The sequence below is a fragment of the Streptomyces sp. NPDC058773 genome (assembly GCF_042746015.1).
Classification (GTDB): Bacteria; Actinomycetota; Actinomycetes; order Streptomycetales; family Streptomycetaceae; genus Streptomyces.
Map to the genome: position 1 here is coordinate 152,939 of NZ_JBHYPE010000009.1, position 20,242 is coordinate 173,180.

The following is a 20,242-nucleotide window of genomic DNA, read 5'->3' on the forward strand; positions in this document are numbered from 1 at the left end:
CCGGGCCACCGGGTAACGGATGAGGCACTAAGGTCTCCCGGAAGCGTCAAGATCCTTACCGTCTCTGGCATGGACGGAATCGATGTTGCCAACGGACTGGTGGGTGCCGTGCTCGGCATGATCTGCGCCGTGCTGTTCCAACAGCCGCTGCAGGACACCTGGTACCGACTACGCAAGCGCTCCACGACCGCGATTCACGCCATGCGACGGCGGGAGGAGTCGGGGCCCGTCTGGCAGACGTTCTCGCTCGGGCCCCTGCGGACTTCCGCATTGATCGTCGAAGGCGACGGATCGTCTCCCGTGCCCCCGGCAGCCATCAACGTCCAAGTGCTCGACGAAGAGGTGGTTCTGCCACCGGATATGGCCGACTGGCGAGACGAAATCGCCGAAGAGGGCGAGCGATTGCGGGCGGAGGGACGCACGCCGCTGTGGAACGGTCCCCGCTACGCCGTAGAGTCCTTCGACATCTCCCGCACCCCTCTCGACGAGACGCCCGAAATTCACCTGAGGCTGCGCCCTACGGACTACTACACGTTCCTCGCCGCTCAGCAACTGGACCGTAGGCTCTCTGACGGCACCACACCGCGGACCCGCTATCTGAATCCCGACGACCCACTGACAGCTCCGTCCTTTCTCCAGTGCAGCTTCGCCGTCAACGTCGCCGTGGTCACCGCCGACGACATGCTCGTCGTGAGCCAACGCAGCAACCGGGTGCGCATGGCACCGGACGTCTGGAACTCCTCCGTCAACGAGGGCCTTTCGAGGCACATCGATTCTTCGGGCCGGAGCGCACCGGACCTGCACGCGGTGGCTCGTCGCGGGATGCGGGAGGAATTGTCCCTGGAGCCCCACGAATACTCTCTCGATTTGCTGGCCTTCGTCCTGGACATAGACAAGCGCCACTGGAGTGGTCACTTCCATGCCAGGCTGAAGGACCTCTCGAGCGCGGATCTACAAGCGCGTATCAGCAGGGGTGTCGCCGATCGCTGGGAGCACCAGACCATCGACTACGTTCCCTTCCGGCCGGCAACGGTGGTCAAATACATGCTGCGCACCAACCGCATCCACCGCTGGGCACCATTGGCACCGTCCCTCTTCCATCTCTCCCTCGTGCACGCATACGGCCGTACGCTTGTCGAGCGGGCGGAGGCACAGGTTCTACGCCGCCTTTAAGTTCAAGGCACCTTCACATCCATTCCGTTGGGAGCCGCGGCAAAGACTCGCCTCACTCCGCGGAACGCTGATCGGATCGCACGGGCTGACAGATTCGCCGGGACTGCGCTCAAGCTAAGTGCCCGTCGGAGGCGAACGGGGGACGGTTCTGCCCAACGGTCATCACGCCGGTGCCGACTGACGACTGCCCCCGTTACGAGCCGCATCACCCCAGGTAGGGGCGCTCCCGATGCTCAAGGAAGTGCCGGATACGGAGCTGCTGCGTGTGGTGCATCGGGAGATCGCCGATCTCATCGGGCTGGATGAACCGCAGCTCCGTGGACTCGTCCGAGATGGCAAGCTGCCCTCCGACGAGGCGCGCGGTAAAGCACACGTTGAACTGCCGCCGCACCTCTCCATCCGTGTAGGCGATCACGTGACGGGGATCGGTGTACGTGCCCACCAGCCCCGTGATCTCCACATCCAGCCCGGTCTCCTCCTTGACCTCCCGGACCGCGGTGCCAGGAAGGGAGTCGGTCATCTCCATGCCACCGCCGGGCAGGGCCCAGAGGTCGCTGTCCCGGCGCCGCTGGAGCAGGATGCGGCCCTCGTCGTCGGTCACCACAGCTGAAGCGGCAACGACGAGGCTGTTGGGCTCGGGGGCATCGGGATCGTCGTAGTACTCGGTGCGCGACAGGGTTCACTCCTCGGGTACAGGCTTCGCCGTCGTCCAGACCGCGTCGAAGCTCTGGGCGTAGGTGTCGAAGATTCCACCATCCCCGTTGCGACGAAGGTGCCATACCGGTGCCCCATAGGCGTTCACGCCCCAGACGTGGGCATTGGCCAGGAGCTGATCGTCCGCCCGGTAGATGGAGTTGTACAGCGTGGTTCCGTGGGTCCGGATCTCGACTCCGGGTACCCCGAGGATCGACCGGTAGTGCATGAGAGCGAGCTGGCAACGCGACTCGATGCCGTGCCCGAACCGTTCCTCCTCGCCGCGCTTCCGCAGGTTCTCGCTCTCCGCATCACCCAACGCGATGCGTACAGAGCACCCTTCGGTGGCACGCTCACGGAGCAGATCGTTCAGGCGGGGAAACCCCTCGTGCAGGAAGACCGCCGCGTAGACGAGTACGTCGATGTTCTCGCGGGCCTCCGCCAGCATGTCCGTGAACGTGGATACGGGAACGTCCGCCCGCTGGTCGTACAACGCGACCAGCTCTGAGCTGACAGCGCGGGCGGAGCGTGCTTGCCTGAGCGCCGGCCAAAGTGCATGCACGTCTTCTCCTAACGTCTCAGCCGCCAGCAGGGCCGTCGCCCGTCGCGGGGTCCGGCCCAAGTTGACCCATCGCTCCACGGACTTGGGGTCCACCTGAGCCCTGGCTGCGAGGGTGGCATGGGTCCACCCTCCGGCTGCCATGGCGGCTCGAAGCCTCTCGTTCGGCATCCGCAGTCTCTCCCTGGAAGTTGGGACGTTGCTAGGGACGTTCTACCTCCTCTGGGACGTCCCAAAATGGGCTTTGGGTGAGGTTCCTACGTCCTGGGCATCGCCGTGATCCTCCTTGCATGAGCGACAAGAAAGCCCCTGCGGTGGGCACTTTGACGCTGGACACCAGGAGCGGCCGGGTCGGCCGGGTCATGGACGTCATGTGGTCGCACGTACAACTGCGTCCGCCCCAAGGCGGGATCGAATGGGACGCACGTCCGGAGGATCTACGCGCACTCGGTTCCTGTGACGATCTGAGCTCACGAGTGGCAGAACTCAACGCTCACAGCAGGAGCGGGCTGTGACCAGGTCCGTCTTCCGCTATCTCAGATGGACGATGGGACCGGAGACCGCTCCGGAAGCCCCCGAGATGGTGCACGAGTTGGAGTGCATGTCCTGCAACGCCGCAGCAGACCCCTCGGAAGAGTTCGAGACCGCACGCGACTGGGCCTTCTCGCATACCGGCCAACACCCCTCACACCGCGGGTACCGCGAGACCGTCACACGGTTCTGGCGCATGACGCCGACGGACGGTGAGTGCCTGTGAGACAGCGACTATTCAGCATTCTGATCGTGGCCTTCTGGGCGGCGATAGTCGTGCCGCTTGTCGTCATCAGCACCCCTGACAACGGCTGACCCAAGACATGTGAGACCGGACCCCCTCGCCTGGACAGCATTCGGGGTGGTCCGGTCCGGAGCCCTCGCGGACCCCGGTGCCGATGGTACTGGGGCGGCAGTCATGCCCGCTGACCGGCGGGGGACAGCCCCAGGTAATCAACTGCTGCTCCTGGGAGTGACGTTCTGTGCAGCACGATCCGATGGACCCGAACTTCGACGACGAGGCTCTGGAACCGGACGGCTGGATGTGGGTCCGCGGAGTGGACTACCTGGCCGACTGGCGGAGCGCCGTCGACGCTGCGACGGAGCTGAAGGGCGCAATGGATGAGGCCGGCATCGACACGACCCACGTCATGTCGACGGCATCGACAACAACTGATGGCTCGGGAGTACTCCGACTGTCGCTCCCTGTGGAAGCCGCGCTAGCTCTGGGCAACGCAGCGCGGGAAGAAGCGCTCAGGTGGCGAAAGGCCGGCCCATAGGGCGGTCGGAGCTACTACGACGGTGCGCTGGCTTCACGATCGCTGCTTTGTAAGCCTGGCGGTGACCTCTAGCACATCTGTGGTGGTCACGCGACGAGCAGTCTCCTCCTTTGCAACGCAATCACTGCACTCCCACGCACCCGCGTTGACCGTGACTGTCCGCCTGATCTGGCATGCGCCGACGCCTGCCTTAGGAGTTCCATCCGAGCGCGGCTCGGGGGTGTCAGTGGACGGTCGGCTCGAATGTGCTGAGCCGTGCAGGGGTGCCCGGGTGTGGCGCCATTGATGTCACTCGTGGATGTCAGCGACGCAGTTCATTGAACCGGGAATAATAAACGACTCAATCAATTGCGCAGTGGCACGCGTTGGCTTCGCATGTTTGACTGAAGGTGATTGACCAAAGGTCCCATCATGAGAGTTACAGGGCAATGGGCGCAAGATCGCCTAAGCCTTATAACGTATCCCCTGCGGGCGGCACGTCCAGGAATTAAGGTCCGCATAGATCGCGCTCGCACGAATTTGATCAACCTGGCATCCCTAACTTTCGGCGCCCTGGGAGTTGCCCTGACTTTAACATTCGTGAATTTGAGCTCGATAGGGGAATTCTATACAGCAGCCCTATCAAGGAACACGGCGCTCACCTCCGCGATTACGGTAATCATTGCGACCTCTATTGCATGGCTTTCAATTCGCTACCTTGGCAATCTGGATAGGCTGATGCACATCGCCGCCGAGCGCCCAGGAACAGCAGAAACAATGCAGGCCCGCATGGCGGAAGGCATGAGGAACGTCGACGGCTACGCCAAGATAGTTGAAATATACGAGGACGACATCAAAGCTGCAAATGAATGGATGCGCCGACAAGGTCTAGAAGAATTTCAAAGGGTGAATATTACAGACCGCCTGGGGTCAGTTCATCATCACGCCGCTATTGCCGCCCCCTTGAGAGAGCCAACGACTCTAGACAACATTCTTTACGAGGTGCCGGATTCCGGGACTCCAGATAGCGAGAAGTTTTCGAATTTTGCAGCCCGGCAAAGCACGACGTTGGGTGCGGGCGCTGACGGTTTCGTCCCACGTGAGCTCGTTCCGGGGGGCCGTCAGAGACGCTCGATGATCGTGACGTTGGCCTGGCCGCCGCCCTCGCACATGGTCTGCAGCCCGAACCGGCCGCCGGTGCGCTCCAGTTCGTGCAGCAGCGTCGTCATCAGCCGGACGCCGGTCGCGCCGAGCGGATGGCCGAGGGCGATCGCGCCGCCGTTGACATTGACCCGCTCCGGGTCGGCGCCGGTCTCCTTCAGCCAGGCCAGCACCACGGGCGCGAACGCCTCGTTGATCTCGACCAGATCGATGTCGCCGATCGACATGCCCGCCTTCTTCAGCGCGTACGCCGTCGCCGGGATCGGTGCGGACAGCATCCGGATGGGGTCCTCACCGCGCACCGACAGATGGTGGATCCGGGCGCGCGGGGTGAGCCCGTGTTCGGCCACCGCCCGCTCGGAGGCCAGGAGCATGGCGGCAGCGCCGTCGGAGACCTGCGAGGAGACCGCCGCGGTCAGCCGGCCGCCCTCGACGACCGGCGGCAGGGCGGCCATCCTCTCCAGCGAGGTGCCGCGCCGTGGCCCCTCGTCGGCGGTGACGTCCCCGTAGGGGACCACCTCGCGGTCGAAGCGGCCCTCGTCGAGGGCGCGGACGGCCCGCCGGTGCGAACGGAGGGCGAACTCCTCCATGTCCTCGCGGGAGATGTGCCACTTGGACGCGATGAGTTCGGCACCGTGGAACTGGTTGACGGGCGCCGTGCCGTAACGGGCCCGCCAGCCCTCGGAGCCGGCGAACGGTCCGTCGGTCAGCCCGAGCGGGGCGGCGGCCTGCCGGCTGGCGAAGGCGATCGGGATCTGCGACATGTTCTGCACCCCGCCCGCGACCACCAGGTCCTGGGTGCCGGAGAGCACGCCCTGGGCGGCGAAGTGGACGGCTTGCTGGGACGAACCGCATTGCCGGTCGACCGTGACGCCGGGCACCTCCTCGGGCAGCCCGGCGGCCAGCCAGCACGTCCGGGCGATGTCCCCGGCCTGCGGCCCGACCGTGTCCAGACAGCCGAACACGACGTCCTCGACGGCCGCCGGGTCGGTGCCGGTGCGTGCCATCAGCGCCGTCAGTACATGGGCGCCCAGGTCGGCGGGGTGGACGGCGGACAGACCGCCGCCCTTCTTGCCGACCGGGGTGCGGACCGCGTCAACGATGTAGGCCTCGGCCATGGTGGTCTCCCTGGTCAGATTCTGCGGACGTGCCGGTCGGTTCCGCAAGGTGCTGCCGGGTGCGGGCGGCGAACTCCCCGGGCGGTACGGGGCGGCCGGGCGTCCGTCCGGCCGCGGCTCACGCGTGCTGGGAGCTGACGGACACCGTCTCGCCGGTCATGTACGAGGCGTAGTCGCCGGCCAGGAAGACGATGACATTGGCGACCTCCCAGGGTTCGGCGTGGCGCCCGAACGCCTCGCGCTCGGTCAGCTCCGCGAGCAGCTCGGGGGTGGTCACCTTCACCAGATGCGGGTGCAGGGCGAGGCTGGGCGAGACCGCGTTGACGCGGACGCCGTACGCGGCGGCCTCCATGGCGGCACAGCGGGTCAGCGCCATCACCCCGGCCTTGGCCGCGGCGTAGTGGGCCTGGCCGCGCTGGGCGCGCCAGCCGACGACCGAGGCGTTGTTGACGATCACGCCGCCGCTGCCGGTGGCCCGCATCCGGCGCAGGGCGGCCCGGGTGCAGCGGAAGGTGCCGTTCAGCGTCACGTCGAGGACCTTGCCCCACTGCTCGTCGGTCATCTCGACGAGATCGGCGGTGCCGCCGAGCCCGGCGTTGTTGACCACGATGTCGAGCCGACCGTGGCGCTCCACGGCCAGCTCCAGCAGGGCGTTGACCTGGTCCTCGTCGGTGACGTCGCAGGGCAGGGCGGCCACCTTGCCGTCGCCGAACTCCGCGGCGAGCGCCGCGGCGTGCTCCCGCAGCCGGCGCGCATGGGCGTCGCCGATGACGACACGGGCGCCCTCCTCCAGGAACCTGCGGGCGGTGGCGCCGCCGATCCCGGCTCCGGCGGCCGCGGTGATGACGGCGGTCCGGCCGTCGAGCAGATGGTGGCCGGGCACGTACGGGGGCGGTGTCATACGCGAGCCTCCAGCGGATGGTCTCCGGCCCGGTCCGGGGCCGGGCGGTCCGGTCGCGGAACGGCGCGGGTGCTCGCCGTCGGTGCGGCCTCGACGCTGCTCATGGCGCTACGTTAACCTACCAAACACTTGTTAGAGAAGGAGGCCGATGGCGATGCCCGCTGCCCACGACCAGACGCCCCGGCGCGACGGGCCACTCCCCCGCCCACCGGAGGCAGGCGCCTGATGGACCTCCAATTCACCGCCGCCGAAGAGGAGTTCCGGGCCGAGGCCCGCGCCTGGCTCGCCCGCCACGTCCCCGCCGCGCCGCTGCCGTCACTGGAGACCGCGGAGGGGTTCGCCGCCCACCGGGAGTGGGAGCACCGGCTCGCCGCGGACCGCTGGTCGGTCGTCTCCTGGCCCGAGAAGTACGGCGGCCGGGGCGCCTCGCTCTGGCAGTGGCTGGTCTTCGAGGAGGAGTACTACACCGCGGGCGCCCCCGGCCGGGTCAGCCAGAACGGCATCAGCCTGCTCGCCCCGACCCTGTTCGAGCACGGCACCGAGGAGCAGCGCGCGCGGGTGCTCGGCCCCATGGCGCGCGGTGAGGTCATCTGGGCGCAGGCCTGGTCGGAGCCGGAGTCGGGGTCGGATCTGGCGTCGCTGCGCTCGGCCGCCGTACGGACCGAAGGGGGCTGGCTGCTGAGCGGGCAGAAGACCTGGTCGTCCCGGGCCGCGTTCGCCGACCGCGCCTTCGGGCTGTTCCGCAGCGACCCGGACACCGCCCGGCCGCACCAGGGGCTCAGCTATCTGATGTTCCCGCTGGACGCACCGGGCGTGACGGTACGCCCCATCGGCCGCCTCGACGGCAAGCCCGCCTTCGCCGAACTCTTCCTCGACGAGGTCTTCGTGCCCGACGCGGACGTGATCGGCGAACCCGGGCAGGGCTGGCGGATCGCGATGAGCACCACGGGGAAGGAACGGGGTCTGACGCTGCGCAGTCCGGGGCGCTTCACCGCGGCCGCCGAGCGGCTGGCCGCGCTGTGGCGGGAGGCCCCCGAGGACGCCGGTACGGCCCTCGGCGACCGGGTGGCCGACGCGCTGATCGGCGCCCGCGCCTACCAGCTCTTCACCTACGCCCATGCCTCCCGGCTCGCGGCCGGCGAGGAGGACCCCGGCGCCGCGTCGAGCCTGAACAAGGTCTTCTGGTCCGAGCTGGACATCGCGCTGCACGAAACCGCGCTGGACCTGCTCGGCCCGTACGGGACGCTCTCCGACGACACGAACGAGGCGCCCGCGCACGGGAGTTGGGCGGAGGGCTACACCTTCTCGCTCGCCGGGCCGATCTATGCCGGCACCAATGAGATCCAGCGCGACATCATCGCCGAGCGGCTGCTCGGCCTGCCGAAGGGACGCCGGTGATGCGGTTCCTCCTGACCGCCGAGCAGCGGGAGTTCGGGCAGACGCTGGACGGCCTGCTCGGGGCGTCCGGTACGCCCGCCGTGGTGCGGGCCTGGGCGGCCGGGGAGCACCGGCCGGGCCGGGCGCTGTGGCTGCGGCTCGCGGAGGCGGGGGTGTTCGGGCTCGCCGTTCCGGAGCGGCACGGCGGGTCGGGGCTGCTGCCGGTGGAACTCGCGCTGTCCTTCGTGGAGTTGGGGCGGCATGCCGTTCCGGGGCCGCTGGCCGAGACGGTGGCGGCGGCCGCGTTGCTGGCGCGGCTCGGGGCGGAGCCGGAGGCCGGGGAGTGGCTGCCGCGGATCGCCGCGGGCGGGGCCGTCCTCGGCCTGTGCGCCGGGGCGGACCCGTACGCCCTGGACGCGGATGCCGCCGATGCCGTCCTCGTCGTACGGGGCGACACGGTCTGCCGTGCGGAGGCCCACGGCCCGGTGCAGGGCTGTCTCGACCCGGCGCGGCGGGTGGCCCGTCCGGACGGCGGCGCCGTGCTGGCCCGGGGCCCGGCGGTGACCGCGGCCGCCGCGCACGCCGTCGGGATCGCGCGGCTGGCCACCGCCGCGCAGTCGCTCGGGCTCGGCCGCGCCCTGCTGGCCGCGACCGTCTCGTACGTCAGGCAGCGCACCCAATTCGGGGTGGCCGTGGGGTCATTCCAGGCGGTCAAGCACCGGCTGGCGGACACCCTCCTCGGGCTGGAGTTCGCCGAGCCGCTGGTCCGTGCGGCGGCCCTGGCGGTGGCGGTGGACGCCCCGTCGGCGGGCCGGGAGGTGGCGGCGGCGAAGGTCGCGGCCGGCGAGGCCGGGTATGCCGCGGCCCGCACGGCGCTCCAACTGCACGGCGCCATCGGCTACACGGAAGAGCTGGACCTCTCGCTGTGGATCCGCAAGGCCCGTCCGCTGCGGGACGCCTGGGGCACCTCGGCCGACTGCCGCGCCCGCGTCCTGGCCGGTTGACCTCTGGGGCGTGCAGCGGTCCCACCATCTCCTGAACCCGCGCGCCCCCTCGGCGGTGAGCCGCCGCACGTCGCTACCGGCGACGGGGGAAACGCACCGCCACCGTGACACACGGGCGGGTGACCCGGCCGGAACGTTCCCCGAACCAAGGGGCGTCCAACCCATTGCAATGTCATGACATTCGAACGTAGGCTCCCGCGCTTGAGGGCGGTTCCCCTCCCCTCATGCCTCGAACCACGGCAGATCGGATGCCCCGTGAAACTCGGACTCATCACCGACTCGGTCGGAAACCAGCCGCTTGAGCAGGCACTTGACCTCGCGGCCGAGCTGAACTTGGACACGGTTGAGGTCGCCACCGGCAATTGGTCGGAGAGCCCGCACGCGAACCTCGGCGAACTGGTATCGAACCCGGCGGCGCGCAAGCAGTTGCTCAGCGCGGTGGAGTCCCGCGGACTCTCGCTGAGCGCCCTGAACGCGAACGGTAACCAGTTGCACCCGGTCCAGGGTGCCGACCACGACCGGGTGGTTCGCGACACGATCACGGTCGCCGGGGAGCTGGGCGTGCCCACCGTCGTGCTGATGTCCGGTCTGCCGGGCGCCAAGGGCGAAAGCACCCCGAACTGGATCACCACGTCATGGCCACCGGAGACGCTGGAGATCCTCGAATACCAGTGGAACGAGGTGGCGATCCCTTACTGGCGCGACCTTGCGGCGTTCGCCCGCGCGCGTGGCGTGCGGCTCGCGGTGGAGATGCACGGGCGCCAGCTCGTCTTCAACGTGGCGACGATGCACCGGCTCCGGGAAGCGGCCGGTGAGGACGTGGTGGGCGCGAATCTCGATCCCTCACATCTGATGTGGATGGGGGCGGACATTCTCGCGGTGATCCGCAGCCTGGGCTCCGCGATCTTCCACGTACACGCCAAGGACGCCCGGGTCGAGCATCCGAACTCCGCCGTCAACGGCGTTCTGGACACCCTGCCGCCGACGCGTGCCGCGGAGCGGTCGTGGAACTACGTCACCCTGGGCCTCGGTCACCCGGGCGGCGCGGCCTTCTGGTCGGAGTTCGTCTATGTGCTGCGGTCCGCCGGCTATGACGGGCCGCTGAACATCGAGCACGAAGACGTCCTGGTGGGTTCGGAAGAGGGCGTCCGGCGCTCCGCCGAACTCTTGAGGTCCGTGGTCATCCGCGACGCGCCCGACTGGGCCCCGGCCCGCATCTGACAACGCCCTCGCCCCATCCCGCGTCCTGATCAGCACGATCCACGGCTACACGTTCTTCCTCTTCGCCGCGGTGAACATCGGCACGCTCACCTTCTACGTCCGGGCCGTCCCGGAAACGAACGGCCGCTCCCTGGAACACGTCGAAGAAGAACTGACCCAGCGTTTGGGGGCGTGCGGTTCCCCGACCTGTCGAACCGTCCGTGTCAGGAGCCTTGGGGGACCAGATGTAGTGCCCTGGAGCGTACGCGCGGGCACCTTCGCCGCACTCGGCCCGCGGCGGCCCGCTCGTCCCGCGTCCCACCAACTGCGGAGCCAGGACCGCCTCCGGTGGCGCCAACTCCACGTTCTCCAGGCGCACCACGGCGAACCGCACCGCGTACCCAGCCGTGCGCACAGCCTCCTGGCGGACCGTCGTCAGCCCGGCCGGCCTCACATGTGACGGGTGGCTGCCGAGCAGCAGACGTCCCGGGCCCACTAAAGGCGCCGGCGGTCCCGTTCGTCCAGGTCGGCCAGCATGGCGTCGGCCAGGTCCCGTTCGGCGGCGTAGTAGCGCTCCGACCACTTCAGGACGAGTGCGGGACAGTCCCAGCCCTCCTCGCCGTGGGTGTCCTCGACGTCCGTTTCGGCGCGCTGCCGCATGGACTCCGCGTACTCCCGGTGCCGGCCCAGCACCTCGCGCATCCGGTCGGCCTCCAGCAGATGCCCCAGCCACATCCGCAGCATCACACCGTGCTTGAGGACGGGCGGCTCCACCGGTGCCTCGCGGGCCCAGTGCCGTACCGCCGCCATGCCTGCGTCGGTGATCACATAGACCCGCTTGTCGCGGTTGCCGGTCTCCTGGGCGACCATCCGCGAGGTGAGGTAACCGGCCTTCTCCAGACGCTTCAGCTCGCCGTAGATCTGGCTGAACGACGGGCTCCAGTAGAAGAGGCGCAGCGACCAGTCGGACCACTTCTTCAGGTCGTAGCCGGACAGCTCCTCGCCGAAGGAGAGCAGTCCCAGCACCGCCCAACTGGTCGCCGGCAGCGCCGGTCGCCCGGCCTCGCCGGTCACGGTGTCCACGGCGTCGCCCCTCTTCTCCGTCACGTGCCGCATCCTACGTCCGCGCCGGTCCCCCGCCGGGCCACGCGTCGTCAACTCCCGTTCCGCCGCGTGGCATTCCTGACAGAGCTATGCCGAACGGAAACACGTTCGGGACGTGGGGGTGGCGCGGACCGGGGCGGCGTCGGGCGGGCGGAGGGTGAGTGGCGGGTGTCACGCGGCTCGGCGGGACGGCGGGGCGGGTGCGGCGCGGGATACGGGACGCCGGCCGGCCGGCTGCGCGGTGCGGTCCCGGACCCGCTGGCCAATAGTGGAAAGGTGAGCCCGCAGCAGGGAGGTTCCCCGGGGTCCGGGCCGCGGCGTTCGGCCGGCGGACCCGTCCGGGCCGCGCTGCGCAGACTGCGCTACCTGCTGGAGCACGGCAAACACGGAGTGCAGGCGCACCACACGGTGGTCGGCAACGCGGTCCGGGTGACGGCCGCCTCGTGCGCCGCGTTCTATCTCTGCCGCTACGGGTTCGGCCTGCTCGTCATGTCCGTCTACGCCACCTTCACCGTGGTGTCGCTCGGTGTGCTCGCCCGGATTCCCGGCTCCGGGCGGCAGCGCGCCGCGACCGTCCTCACCGCGGTACCCGCCGGGCTGGTGCTGATCACGCTGGGCACCCTGCTCGCCGTGCAGACCTGGTCGGCCGTCGTCGGCATGCTCGTCATCGGCTTCATGGTGGCGTACGCGGGCACCACCGGACCGCGGATCGCCGGGGCGGCGCCCGGGATGCAGCTGCTCTACATCCTGCCGTGTTTCCCGCCGTACGCCCCGGAGACGCTGGGGCAGCGGCTGTCCGGCTTCCTGCTGGGGGCGGTGCTGCTCGCGCTGGCCCAGCGCTTCCTGATGCCCGAACCGGAGACCCCGTCCTACCGCCGGCTGCTGGCCGACGCCGCCGACGCGGCCGCGCGGCTGGCCGACCACCACGGCGGGCCACCGCCCGTGGCGGCGCTCGACCGGGCGCACAGGGCAAGCGAGGCGCTCCGCCCCTCCGGTGTGCCACTCGCGGACCGGCCCGCCTCCCCCACGCTCGCCCACAAGGCCATGGCGCACGCCTCCGAAGCCGTCCGCACCCTGCTGGCGCGGCTGGACACCCTGCACACCGGGACCGGGCCGCACAGCAGGTACCAGCCGGAGACGGTGGCGCTGCTGGAGGGCATCGGCGACGCCGCACGCGGGGCGGCGGACGCGCTGTGGCGGGGGAAGCGGCTGCGGCCCGGCGAGGGGCCGTCCGCCACCGCCCTCCAGGAAGAGCTGGCCCCGGTCCGCGCCCGCCGGGCCGTGGACACCCTGGAACGGCTCGGCGCCGACGACAAGCTGGTCTATCTGCGGCGCCGGTCCCAGGTGGTGCAGGCGGCCGACTGTGCCGTCGTCCTGGTCCTGGCCACCCGGCTGATGTTCGGCGACCGCACCGTCGAACGGAACCCCGCCGGGCACACCTTCGCGTATGCGCGGGCCCGTCTCCTCGGGCTGTGGTGGCAGCGGCTGACCATGCACCTCACGCCCCGCTCGGTGATCTTCCAGAACGCCTGCCGGTTCGCGCTCGGGCTGGCCGCGGCCCGTGCCATCGCCGGGCTCCTCGACCTCCAGCACGGCTTCTGGGTCCTGCTCGCCACGCTCACCCTGACCCGGACCACGAGCCTGGAGACCCGGTCCGCGGTCCGGCAGGCGCTGGCCGGCACGCTGGTCGGCGCGGTGCTGGCCGGCGGGATGCTGGCGCTGGTGCACGACCGGGACACGGTGTACGCCGTGGTGCTGCCGGTGGTCATGCTGGTGGCGTTCATCGCGGGACCGTTGCGCGGGCTGGCCTGGGCGCAGGGCGGCTTCACCCTGGTCGTGGCCACGCTGTTCGCGCAGGTCTCCCCGGTCACCTGGCAGCTGGCCCCGGTCCGGCTGGTGGATGTGCTGGTGGGCAGCGTCATCGGGCTGGCCTGCGGGCTGGTGGCCTGGCCCCGGGGCGCGGGCGGCGAGGTACGCCGGAGCATGGCGGCGCTGTGCTCGGCCATCGCCGATGCCATCGGGCACACCACCGCACGGGTCGTCGAACGCTCCGGCAGCACCGACATCTTCGCCCTCAACCGTGCCATCGGCCTCGCGCAGGAGAGCCTGGCCCAGTACCAGTGCGAGCCGCGGGAGGACGCCCCGCAGCCGGACTGGCCCGCCGTGCTGGTCGCCGGGAAGGACGCGCGGCGCGGTGAACGGCTGCTGCCCGGCCGCCCCGGCCAGATCGCCTCACCGGAGGTCGGCGCCTGGCTGCGGCACTCGGCCGGACGGACGGCCGCCGACTACCGGTCCCTCGGCCAACGCCTCGGCACGGACCGCGAGGCACCCGGGGACCGGCCGCAACCACTCGACATCCGTGCCCTGTTGGCGGTCGCACCGGCCGTCCCGCACCACAGCCCGGACACCGGGTCCCGCGCGCTCTCCGCCGCCCTGCTCCTCGACTCGGTGATCTGGCTCGACGCACTCACCGCCGATCTGAGCAGGATCCACAAGGAGGTGTGACGCCGTTGCCGCCGGGCCCGGGGACCAGTGCCGCCGCGGCCGCGCGCCGTCCGGTGCCGCGGGGCGCCTCGGGCCGGACGGACGGCGCCGGAACAGGTGGCGCCGGACGGGGCGTACCGGGGGCCGGCTGCCCGGGTGCGGATGGAGTTCCCGGCCCTGATCCTGAAGCAGTGGAGTGTCGTACGACGTGTCGCGTCGCGCCTCCCGGGCACCCGGCAGGACGGGGACACGGCACCAGCACAAGGCACCCGACAAGGCAGCATGTCGCGGTCCCGCCGTGACAGCGGAACGGACACTCATGAGCAATGGATCCATGGGTCCGGAGGGTTACGGCCCGGACCCGTTCGGTGACTTCCTCGCGCGCTTCTTCGGTTCCGCGCCCTCCACGGGCGGCGAGCAGGGGCAGTCGATGCCCCGGCAGGCGGACATCGCGCGCATGATGAGCGCCCCCGCCCGGGACCTGGTGACCTCCGCAGCCGCCTACGCCGCCGAGCACGGCAGTCCCGAGCTCGGCACCGAGCATCTGCTGCGGGCCGCCCTGGCGTCCGAACCGACCCGCAGCATGCTGCAGCAGGCGGGGGCGGACCCCGATGCGCTGGCGGCCGAGATCGACCGGGCCGCCGGGTCGGGTCCCAAGCAGTCCAGCGTCGCCGTGACGCCCGCGGTCAAGCGGGCGCTGCTGAGCGCGCACGAGCTGGCGCGGGACAACGGCTCCTCGTACATCGGCCCGGAACACGTCCTGGACGCCCTGGCGGCCAATCCGGACTCGGCGGCGGGGCGCATTCTGAACCTCGCCCACTTCGAGCCGCACGCCACCCCGCAGGGCGGCCACGGCCACGGCCCCGGGCACCCGGGCCCCGAGCACGGCGCCCCGCCGAAGCACGACACCCCGACGCTCGACAAGTACAGCCGCGATCTGACCGACCTGGCCCGCGCGGGCCGGATCGACCCGGTCATCGGCCGTGGCGAGGAGATCGAGCAGACCATCGAGGTGCTCTCCCGCCGGGGCAAGAACAACCCGGTGCTGGTCGGCGACGCGGGGGTCGGGAAGACGGCGATCATCGAGGGCCTGGCCCAGCGGCTCGCCGACGGGGACGTCCCGGAGACCCTCGCGGGCCGGCGGGTGGTCGCCCTCGACCTGACGGCCGTGGTCGCCGGGACCCGCTACCGCGGCGACTTCGAGGAGCGGATGAACGCCATCATGGAGGAGGTCCGCGCGCACCCCGACTCGCTCCTCGTCTTCATCGACGAGCTGCACACCGTCGTCGGGGCGGGCGGCGGCAGCGGGGACGGCGGCTCCCTGGAGGCGAGCAATATGCTCAAGCCCGCCCTGGCGCGCGGGGAGCTGCACGTCATCGGGGCCACCACCCTGGAGGAGTACCGGCGGTACATCGAGAAGGACGCCGCGCTCGCCCGCCGCTTCCAGCCCATCCTGGTGCCCGAGCCGAGCGTCTCGGACACGGTGGAGATCCTGCGCGGACTGCAGGACCGCTACGAGGCGCACCACCAGGTGCGCTACACGAAGGAGGCGCTGCTGGCGGCGGTCGAGCTCTCGGACCGCTACATCGCGCACCGCTTCCTCCCCGACAAGGCGATCGATCTGATCGACCAGGCCGGTGCCCGGGTCCGGCTGCGTTCGGGGGCCAAGGCCACCGACGTACGGGATCTGGAACGCGAGGTGGAGCAACTGGTCCGGGACAAGGACCAGGCGGTCGCGGCGGAGCAGTACGAACGGGCCACCGAGCTGCGGGACCGGATCGCCGACCTCACCGCGCGGATCGGGGCCGGCCAGGCGGAGCCGCCGAGCGACTGCCACATCGTCAAGGTCACCGCGGAGGACGTCGCGGAGATCGTGTCGCGGCAGACCGGGGTGCCGGTGAGCAGTCTGACCCAGGAGGAGAAGGAGCGGCTGCTCAAGCTGGAGGAGCGGCTGCACACCCGGGTGATCGGGCAGGACGACGCGGTCACCGCGGTCTCCGACGCGATCCTGCGCTCGCGGGCCGGACTCGCCGACCCCGACCGGCCGATCGGCAGCTTCCTCTTCCTCGGCCCGACCGGTGTGGGCAAGACCGAGCTGGCCCGCGCGCTCGCCGAGGCGCTGTTCGGCAGCGAGGAGCGCATGGTGCGGCTGGACATGAGCGAGTATCAGGAGCGGCACACCGTCAGCCGGCTGGTGGGCGCGCCCCCCGGCTACGTCGGCCACGAGGACGCGGGCCAGCTGACCGAGGCGGTGCGGCACCACCCCTATTCGCTGCTGCTGCTCGATGAGGTGGAGAAGGCGCACCCGGATGTCTTCAACATGCTGCTCCAGGTCCTCGACGACGGGCATCTGACGGACTCCCAGGGCCGTACGGTCGACTTCAAGAACACCGTCATCGTGATGACCAGCAACCTGGGCTCCGACGCGCTCAGCGGCAGCCGCGGGGTGCTCGGCTTCGGCCCGGACATCTCGGGGGCGGAGGCCGGCGACGGTGCGCGCGAGCGGGCGCTGAGTTCCCTGCGCGAACACTTCCGCCCGGAGTTCCTGAACCGGCTCGACGAGATCATCGTCTTCCGCCGGCTCACCGACGATCAGCTGCGCCAGATCACCGAGCTGCTGCTCGACGGGACCCGCCGCAGGCTGCACGCCCAGGAGATCGCCGTGGAGTTCACCCCCGGCGCCGTGGACTGGCTCACCCACCGCGGCCACCAGCCCGAATACGGGGCGCGCCCGCTGCGGCGCACCATCCAGCGCGAGATCGACAACATGCTGTCGCGGCTGCTGCTCGACGGTGCGCTGTCGTCCGGGGACGAGGTGCGGGTCGAGGTGGAGGACAACGAGCTGGCGTTCCGCACCGGCAAGCGGAGGCAGGAGGCCGGGTGAACACGCTGGGCCCGCGGGAGACGTCCGAGGGCCGCCATGAGTCGCCGGAGGAGCGTGCCGACCGGCGGTGGAACGAGCTGCTGCAGGAGGTGCGGGTCATCCAGACCGGTGTGCAGATCCTCTTCGGGTTCCTGCTCACCGTCGTCTTCACCCCGCGCTTCACCACGCTCGGCCAGACCGACCGCACCATCTATGTGGTGACCGTCCTGCTGGGCGCGGCCACGACCGGCGCGCTGGTCGGGACGGTGACCTTCCACCGGCTGCTCGCCGGTCACCGGCTGAAGCCGGAGACGGTGCTGTGGGCCTCGCGGCTGGCCCTGGTCGGGCTCGTGCTGCTGCTGGCGACGGTGGCCTCCGCGCTGCTGCTGATCCTGCGCGTGGCCATGGACGACACGGCCGTTCCCTGGATCGTCACCGGGCTCGTCGCCTGGTTCATGGTCTGCTGGTTCGCGCTGCCCGCCTGGGTGCTGCACCGGTATTCGTCCCGGGACTGAGCCGGACGCCCGGGGCCCGGTGCGCGCCTGCCGGTCCCGGCAAGGGCGCGGGCCGGGACACCCGGTTCAGGGTCCCGGCCCGCGCCCTTGGCGGCCGCTGTGCCGCGGTGGTTACGCGCCCATGGCGGCCGTGCCCATACGGCGCGGGCGGTAGAGCAGCGCCGCACCCGCGAGCCCGGCGCTGACGATCGCCAGTGCCACGGCGAGCAGTTCGGGCCACATGGCGGCGTCACCCAGGCCGCTGCCCAGCGGGGCGAAAACCCCGGCCCGGGACAGTGCGTGCAGGGCGATGATGATCATCGCCGCGGCGGCACTCACCGTCCAGACCAGGGCGGTGTCGTGCATCGCCAGCCAGCCGGCCAGCAGCAGGTAGACGATGACGATGGCCACCGAGAGCCCGGCGGTCGCCTGGGCGTTCGGCAGATGCGTGGAGTTCACCGGCAGATGGCTCAGCCCGCACAGCGCCAGCGCGACGGCGGCGGGCCAGCGCAGTACGGACCGCAGCACACCGGCGACCGCGTAACCCGGCTGGCGGGGCTCCCCATCGGCCGGCGCCCCCCAGCGCGGACCGCCCTGCGGCACGGTGCCGGCGGGACGCTGGGACCAGGGGGGACGGCTGGGCTGCTGCTGGTTGGCCATCGGGGCGTCGCCCTGCATGCTGTACAGCGGCTGCCCGTCGCGGCCCAGGGGGCGGACGTCGGGGTCGAGCACGTGCATGGACGCGGTGCGCTCCGGTTCGAGGGGGTCACCGGGACCGCCGGGGCCACCGGGGGGCGGGAGACGGTCGGCGAGGCCGTGGAACCCGGCGCCGCCGCTCTTCGTCCGGTCGAACAGCTCGATCAGCTGCGCGACCTCCTCCACGGATCTGTCGACGGCCACCGCGCGCAGGGCGTCCTGGCTCGATTCCGCGGTGTGCGGGGTGGCTCTGAGCAGGTCGAAGAGCGCGGCGACCTCGCTCACCGGACGGGAGACGACCGCCATCCGGAGGGCTTCGTCGCCGGGGTTGGGAACGTCGCCGCTGCGCTTGAGCCGTTCCACAAGGGCGGCGACTTCCTCCAGCGGCCGTTGGGTCACCGCCTCCCAGAGAAGTGTGTGGGCCGAGTTCTGCTCAGGGGTCATGGGCGGATAGTGCTCGCCGTGTTCTGTCGAGGACAGTTCGGCGTCGCCCCCACAAAGAGCTGGTTCGGATGTCATGGAGGACTCCACTGAACGAGGGGAGCGTCAAACACCAGAAGCGCTGACACTCGGCGGACTTTTAGCGTGCTGTGGTTCAGCCAACGTCCCTACGGGCCGTTCTCGCCATTCAGGAAGGCCATCCGGTGGAGACACGCCGGAACGCCCGGGCGTGCCGCCTGTTCCGCCCCTTTCACGGTGCGGGAAATCACTCCCGGACACCCGGCCCTACGGAGCGTGATGTTCGGGTGCCAAGAGCCGTCGACCCTGATTAGCTGGAAATGCAGCTCTCCCCACACCGTTCAAGGACAGATCATGAGCGCATCAGGAGAATCACGCGCACGCATCCAGCAGATGCGGGACAAGGCCCAGGAACTGCAGGCGGCCGCCGAACGGTCCGGCGATCCGGACGAGCGGAAGCGGCTTGAGGAGAAGGCCCGCAGGCTCCGGTCGCAGAGCGAGCAGGAAAGCGGCATGGCCAGCGGAGACATCTACCCCGCCGACTGAGCGAGGCCACGGTGCCCGCCCGACGGCGGACGTACGGCTCGCGCGTTGACGGACGTACCCACAGAGAAAGAGGACGGGACGCGCCCCCGCGGCTGCGTCCCGTTCGCCGTGTTCCGACGGCCGGTGGCCAGGGAACTCGGGGCGCCCGGCTGTTCGAGTGGCTTCGCGGTGGGCACCGATCGGCGGTCCGCGTCACCGGGAAGCGGTTGTCCCATGAGCCCATCAGACTCCCCGCGGGCCTCCGGGGCGACGGCAGGGACCACGTCCCGGTCGGCCCTGGCGGACCGGGCGGGCTATGACGAGCAGTTCCTCGGAGTGCCGGTACCGCTGCCGGCCCCCAGCCGTCGCGAGGTGGAGACGGTGGTGCTGCCCTACACCCACTTCACGGTGGTGCTGCGCCCGGACCGGCGGATGGCGGCGGCCACCGCGGTCTGCGTCGACGGCCGGCGGCTGTCGGAGCACGCGCCGCGGGAGAGCAGCTGGCAATTCGATCCGCGGCTGGACCGGGCCCACCAGACGGGCGACGACGTCTACCGCGACAACTCCCTGGACACGGGCCCTCTGGTGAATTGCCTCGACGCCGTGTGGGGCGCCGCCGCGGAGGCGGGCCGGGCCGGCGAGGACACCTTTCACTACCCGAACGCCGTCCCGCAGGCGGATGTCGTCAACCAGGGCAAGCAGCTGTGGCAGGGGCTGGAGAACTATCTGCTCGACCACGCCGCCGGGCCCGGCCGCAAGCTGGTCGTCCTCACCGGGCCCGTCCTGCACGACTCCGACCCGCCCTACCGGGGCGTCCAAGTACCGCTGCGCTTCTGGAAGGTGACGGCGTTCATCCAGGACGGCGCACTGGCGGCGACGGCGTACGTCCTCGACCAGAGCCCCGATCTGACCCGGGACGCGGAACGGGCGCTGGCCGGTGCGCAGGTGGGCGCGCCGCCGCCGCTCGGTGCGTTCCGGACGTACCAGGTGCCGGTGCGGGATGTCGCCGAGCTGACCTCGCTGGAGCTGGGGCCGCTGCCCGCCGTCGATCTGATGCCCGCCGTACGCGCCCCGGGCGAGCGCTGGCGGCGGCTGGCCTCGCACGACGACATCGTGCTGTGGCGCAGCTGAGGCCGGAGGCG

18 protein-coding genes are annotated in these 20,242 nt (G+C 70.5%); 12 read left to right on the top strand and 6 right to left on the bottom strand.

Annotated elements, in window-relative coordinates; all coding sequences use genetic code 11:
* Positions 1-69 precede the first annotated feature (69 nt).
* Positions 70-1,173, top strand: coding sequence for a hypothetical protein (locus ACFW5B_RS11225; protein WP_386436712.1), 1,104 nt, complete (start codon positions 70-72; stop codon positions 1,171-1,173).
* Positions 1,174-1,378: 205 nt separating this feature from the next.
* On the opposite strand, the gene ACFW5B_RS11230 is transcribed toward ACFW5B_RS11225, so the two are convergent.
* On the bottom strand, positions 1,379-1,849 hold the full coding sequence (locus ACFW5B_RS11230) for an NUDIX domain-containing protein (RefSeq protein WP_386436890.1): 471 nt from the start codon (positions 1,847-1,849) through the stop codon (positions 1,379-1,381).
* A 3-nt stretch (positions 1,850-1,852) separates the two neighbouring features.
* Positions 1,853-2,596: an XRE family transcriptional regulator gene (locus ACFW5B_RS11235; RefSeq protein ID WP_386436715.1), complete on the bottom strand. Its 744-nt coding sequence runs from the start codon at positions 2,594-2,596 to the stop codon at positions 1,853-1,855.
* A gap of 119 nt (positions 2,597-2,715) precedes the next feature.
* On the opposite strand from ACFW5B_RS11235, the gene ACFW5B_RS11240 reads away from it, so the two are divergent.
* From ACFW5B_RS11240 to ACFW5B_RS11250, 3 genes are all read left to right on the top strand, one after another.
* Entirely contained in the window at positions 2,716-2,940 is a 225-nt protein-coding gene (locus tag ACFW5B_RS11240; RefSeq protein ID WP_235468242.1) for a hypothetical protein, read from the top strand.
* Positions 2,937-3,182, top strand: coding sequence for a hypothetical protein (locus ACFW5B_RS11245; RefSeq protein ID WP_386436719.1), 246 nt, complete (start codon positions 2,937-2,939; stop codon positions 3,180-3,182). The genes ACFW5B_RS11240 and ACFW5B_RS11245 overlap by 4 nt, the downstream gene beginning before the upstream one ends.
* A gap of 271 nt (positions 3,183-3,453) precedes the next feature.
* Positions 3,454-3,735: a hypothetical protein gene (locus ACFW5B_RS11250; protein ID WP_386436722.1), complete on the top strand. Its 282-nt coding sequence runs from the start codon at positions 3,454-3,456 to the stop codon at positions 3,733-3,735.
* A 1,100-nt stretch (positions 3,736-4,835) separates the two neighbouring features.
* On the opposite strand, the gene ACFW5B_RS11255 is transcribed toward ACFW5B_RS11250, so the two are convergent.
* Positions 4,836-5,993, bottom strand: coding sequence for an acetyl-CoA C-acetyltransferase (locus ACFW5B_RS11255; protein WP_386436725.1), 1,158 nt, complete (start codon positions 5,991-5,993; stop codon positions 4,836-4,838).
* Between the two features lie 118 nt (positions 5,994-6,111).
* A complete protein-coding gene (locus tag ACFW5B_RS11260; protein WP_386436728.1) occupies positions 6,112-6,894 on the bottom strand; it encodes an SDR family oxidoreductase in 783 nt (260 codons plus the stop codon).
* A gap of 225 nt (positions 6,895-7,119) precedes the next feature.
* Here ACFW5B_RS11260 and ACFW5B_RS11265 point away from each other — a divergent pair, with 225 nt between their 5' ends.
* The 3 genes from ACFW5B_RS11265 to ACFW5B_RS11275 all read left to right on the top strand — a co-directional run bounded on the left by ACFW5B_RS11265 (position 7,120) and on the right by ACFW5B_RS11275 (position 10,496).
* Entirely contained in the window at positions 7,120-8,292 is a 1,173-nt protein-coding gene (locus tag ACFW5B_RS11265) for an acyl-CoA dehydrogenase family protein (protein ID WP_386436731.1), read from the top strand.
* Positions 8,292-9,275 carry an acyl-CoA dehydrogenase family protein gene (locus tag ACFW5B_RS11270; RefSeq protein ID WP_386436893.1) on the top strand — a complete coding sequence of 328 codons (984 nt, stop codon included), beginning with the start codon at positions 8,292-8,294 and terminating at the stop codon, positions 9,273-9,275. The genes ACFW5B_RS11265 and ACFW5B_RS11270 overlap by 1 nt, the downstream gene beginning before the upstream one ends.
* A gap of 255 nt (positions 9,276-9,530) precedes the next feature.
* Positions 9,531-10,496 (top strand): sugar phosphate isomerase/epimerase family protein, encoded by a 966-nt coding sequence (locus tag ACFW5B_RS11275; RefSeq protein WP_386436734.1) that lies wholly within the window; start codon positions 9,531-9,533, stop codon positions 10,494-10,496.
* A gap of 474 nt (positions 10,497-10,970) precedes the next feature.
* Here ACFW5B_RS11275 and ACFW5B_RS11280 read toward each other — a convergent pair whose 3' ends face one another.
* A complete protein-coding gene (locus ACFW5B_RS11280; protein WP_386436736.1) occupies positions 10,971-11,582 on the bottom strand; it encodes a PadR family transcriptional regulator in 612 nt (203 codons plus the stop codon).
* 273 nt (positions 11,583-11,855) lie between these two features.
* On the opposite strand from ACFW5B_RS11280, the gene ACFW5B_RS11285 reads away from it, so the two are divergent.
* The 3 genes from ACFW5B_RS11285 (at position 11,856) to ACFW5B_RS11295 (ending at position 17,441) form a co-directional block, all read left to right on the top strand.
* On the top strand, positions 11,856-14,084 hold the full coding sequence (locus ACFW5B_RS11285; RefSeq protein WP_386436738.1) for an FUSC family protein: 2,229 nt from the start codon (positions 11,856-11,858) through the stop codon (positions 14,082-14,084).
* Positions 14,085-14,382: 298 nt separating this feature from the next.
* Positions 14,383-16,947, top strand: coding sequence for an ATP-dependent Clp protease ATP-binding subunit (locus tag ACFW5B_RS11290; RefSeq protein WP_386436740.1), 2,565 nt, complete (start codon positions 14,383-14,385; stop codon positions 16,945-16,947).
* On the top strand, positions 16,944-17,441 hold the full coding sequence (locus ACFW5B_RS11295; protein ID WP_386436743.1) for a DUF6328 family protein: 498 nt from the start codon (positions 16,944-16,946) through the stop codon (positions 17,439-17,441). The genes ACFW5B_RS11290 and ACFW5B_RS11295 overlap by 4 nt, the downstream gene beginning before the upstream one ends.
* Positions 17,442-17,552: 111 nt before the next feature.
* Here the strand turns inward: ACFW5B_RS11295 and ACFW5B_RS11300 are convergent, their stop codons facing one another.
* Positions 17,553-18,635, bottom strand: coding sequence for a hypothetical protein (locus tag ACFW5B_RS11300; RefSeq protein WP_386436746.1), 1,083 nt, complete (start codon positions 18,633-18,635; stop codon positions 17,553-17,555).
* Between the two features lie 294 nt (positions 18,636-18,929).
* Here ACFW5B_RS11300 and ACFW5B_RS11305 point away from each other — a divergent pair, with 294 nt between their 5' ends.
* A complete protein-coding gene (locus tag ACFW5B_RS11305) occupies positions 18,930-19,121 on the top strand; it encodes a DUF6381 family protein (protein WP_386436748.1) in 192 nt (63 codons plus the stop codon).
* A 213-nt stretch (positions 19,122-19,334) separates the two neighbouring features.
* On the top strand, positions 19,335-20,231 hold the full coding sequence (locus ACFW5B_RS11310) for a DNA/RNA non-specific endonuclease (protein WP_386436751.1): 897 nt from the start codon (positions 19,335-19,337) through the stop codon (positions 20,229-20,231).
* Positions 20,232-20,242: the final 11 nt, after the last annotated feature.